The sequence below is a fragment of the Streptomyces sp. NPDC041200 genome (assembly GCF_055591805.1).
Genome location: NZ_JBVIZF010000119.1, coordinates 1 through 2506 on the forward strand (window position 1 = coordinate 1; position 2506 = coordinate 2506).

General features: G+C 71.1%; 5 protein-coding genes. 3 read left to right on the forward strand and 2 right to left on the reverse strand.

Annotated features, from left to right (window positions below; all coding sequences use genetic code 11):
• Positions 1-159 precede the first annotated feature (159 nt).
• Positions 160-291, forward strand: a complete 132-nt coding sequence (gene mmpB, locus ACZ6CL_RS42855; protein WP_257231925.1) for a morphogenic membrane protein MmpB — start codon at positions 160-162, stop codon at positions 289-291.
• A 23-nt stretch (positions 292-314) separates the two neighbouring features.
• Here mmpB and ACZ6CL_RS42860 read toward each other — a convergent pair whose 3' ends face one another.
• The gene (locus ACZ6CL_RS42860; RefSeq protein WP_468946990.1) at positions 315-713 is read right to left on the reverse strand and encodes a peptidase inhibitor family I36 protein; all 399 of its coding nucleotides are present in this window, start codon (positions 711-713) and stop codon (positions 315-317) included.
• A gap of 255 nt (positions 714-968) precedes the next feature.
• On the opposite strand from ACZ6CL_RS42860, the gene ACZ6CL_RS42865 reads away from it, so the two are divergent.
• Positions 969-1571, forward strand: a complete 603-nt coding sequence (locus ACZ6CL_RS42865) for a Maf family protein (RefSeq protein WP_468946992.1) — start codon at positions 969-971, stop codon at positions 1569-1571.
• Positions 1572-1598: 27 nt separating this feature from the next.
• On the opposite strand, the gene ACZ6CL_RS42870 is transcribed toward ACZ6CL_RS42865, so the two are convergent.
• On the reverse strand, positions 1599-2051 hold the full coding sequence (locus tag ACZ6CL_RS42870) for a hypothetical protein (protein ID WP_468946995.1): 453 nt from the start codon (positions 2049-2051) through the stop codon (positions 1599-1601).
• Between the two features lie 354 nt (positions 2052-2405).
• On the opposite strand from ACZ6CL_RS42870, the gene ACZ6CL_RS42875 reads away from it, so the two are divergent.
• Positions 2406-2506 (forward strand): biotin carboxylase N-terminal domain-containing protein (locus ACZ6CL_RS42875; RefSeq protein WP_158786612.1); only part of this gene is annotated, 101 nt, incomplete at its 3' end.

Below are 2506 nucleotides of genomic sequence, written 5' to 3' on the forward strand. Positions count from 1 at the left end.
GGGTGGGAGCGGAGCATGCCGCCCCCCTCACCTACTTGGCCTGCGTGCCGTGCCGCACACAAAAAACTCGCCCGGACAGGAACTGGATCCCTTCCTTCCCGACCGCCCACCAACACCCCCCCACCCCCCCCGCGACCGTCCGGCCGCACTATCGGTCGCATGCTGTGGTCCGAGCCGCCCGATGAGCCGCCAGAAGATCTACGGCGCGCTCAGGCGATGCTCCGCCGCGCCCGGGCCGTCCTGGCGATCGCCATCATGATCGCCACCTGTCTGCTCACGCTGCACCCCTGACGGCTGGATCCGCGCTCACCGGTCTACTGCTTCTTGAAGGAGCGGATCTGGTAGCTGCCCTGGAGGTTGCCTCCGTGGCCGGCGGTCGTCGATCCGACGCGCGCGTTGTAGTTGGTCTGCGTGTAGTACTGGACGCGGTGGCCCGTTCCGTTCCACACGGACAGCACGTTCTTGCCGTTGCGGATGAAGGAACACAGGTCGGCGGTGTTCGCGACCTTCTCCGACGACCACTGGCAGCGGGTGCCACCGCCGTCCCAGCCGCTGTAGATGCAGAACTTCCCCGGATCGCAGTGGAAGACCGCGGCGCCGGCTCCGGTCCCCGGTGCGACCGGGGCCGAGCCGGTGGCGGACGCCGCGGGGGCCGCTCCGAAGGCGGCCGCGAAGGCGAGCGAGGCGATGGCGAGTGAAGTGGCACGACGCATGGAAACGTCCCCTTCCGTCGGTGTCCCCGGGCAACCACCCGGGCGGAAGTCAGTCTGGTGCGGCCTAAACGCCCTCGTCAGGGCGTGCGGAGGGGGCGCGGGAGGCACCTGGGGAGGGTGCGGACGACTGCCCTCCGCACCACGAGCCGTGGGCTCCGGTCGCATCGGCGCCGGACCGCCCGCGCCGCCTCCCACCCCCGGCTCCGCCCGGCTCGGGGCTCACACCCGGCGCGCCGCCCGCCTACCCTGGTGCGCATGACTGCCCAGCGCACCTTGATCCTCGCCTCCGCCTCCCCCGCCCGCCTCGGACTGCTGCGGCAGTCCGGATTCGCGCCGGAGGTGATCGTCAGCGGAGTGGACGAGGACGCGCTGACCGCCGAGACGCCCGCCGCGCTGGCGCGGGTGCTGGCGGAGGCCAAGGCGGCGGCCGTGGCCGGGCTGACGGAGGCCGACGGGGCGATCGTCGTCGGCTGCGACTCGGTGCTGGAGCTGGACGGGCAGGCACTCGGCAAGCCCGCGGACGCCGAGGAGGCCACCGCCCGCTGGAAGTCGATGCGCGGCCGGTCGGGCGTCCTGCGCACCGGGCACTGCGTGATCGACACCGCGAGCGGCCGCCGCACCTCGGCCACCGCCTCCACCACGGTCCACTTCGGCGAGCCGACCGATGCCGAGGTCGCGGCGTACGTGGCCAGCGGCGAACCGCTGCATGTCGCGGGCGCGTTCACGCTCGACGGGCGTTCGGCGCCGTTCATCGAGGGGATCGAGGGCGACGCGGGCAATGTGATCGGGCTGTCGCTGCCGATGCTGCGCACGCTGCTGGCCGAGGTCGGCGTGGGCATCACCGACCTCTGGGCCTGAGAGCTTGAAAGGACCTCAGGTGATGGTTCAGGCCGGGCTGGGGGCGTCCTGGCCGCCCTCGGCCTCGGCGGCACCGCTCCGGGCCGCGCCCTCCGGCTCGTACGCCAGCAGGCTGAGCACCACCAGCCCCAGCACCACCATCATGAACACGAACGCGGGCCAGCCCACCAGGCCGACCGAGAACGCGCCCACCACGCCGTGGGTCACCGCGCAGGTGATGAGGAGGATGCGGCCGAAGCGGCCGGGCGCGCGGTCGCGCAGCGCCATGCGGAGCAGCACCGCGCCGCACAGCAGCAGATAGCCGCCGAAGAGGCCGCCCGCGACCCAAGTCCCCACGGACATCGCGTCGGTGTCCAGGCCCGCCAGGGACATCTGCTGCCGGTCCACGACCAGGCCCAGGATCCAGTTCAGCAGCGCTATGCCGACCGCTTCCAGTGTCAGCGTCACGGCCGCCACCGCGGCCACTGGTCTGCGTGCCACCCCGCCCACCTCTTCCGGTTCGACATCACGAACGCTACTAACGGGTAAGCCGCCCCACAAGAGGTGCGCGAGGGGCTTGTCCGAGCAGGACCGTGCGGCAAAGTTTCCGCCCCTCGTTCGTAGGAATCCCACAAAGAAACGCGAAGCTCCGCAGCACGGCGGGGCGGAGACACTGCCCACAGCACGGATCTCACCGCGGGGCCGAAAACCGGGCGTACCGTGGAGCGACGGGGGAATCGGCTGTCTGCCCTGGGCAGGGTTAACGCTCCGTGTGGTCAAGCTCACGCCCGGGGGCTTCTCGGCGTGTGGTGTCACCTGTACCTAAACTCGGCTTGTTTCAAGGAGGGAGTCATCGTGCGCAAGGTGCTCATCGCCAATCGTGGCGAGATCGCTGTCCGTGTTGCCCGTGCCTGCCGGGATGCCGGGATCGCGAGCGTAGCCGTCTACGCCGATCC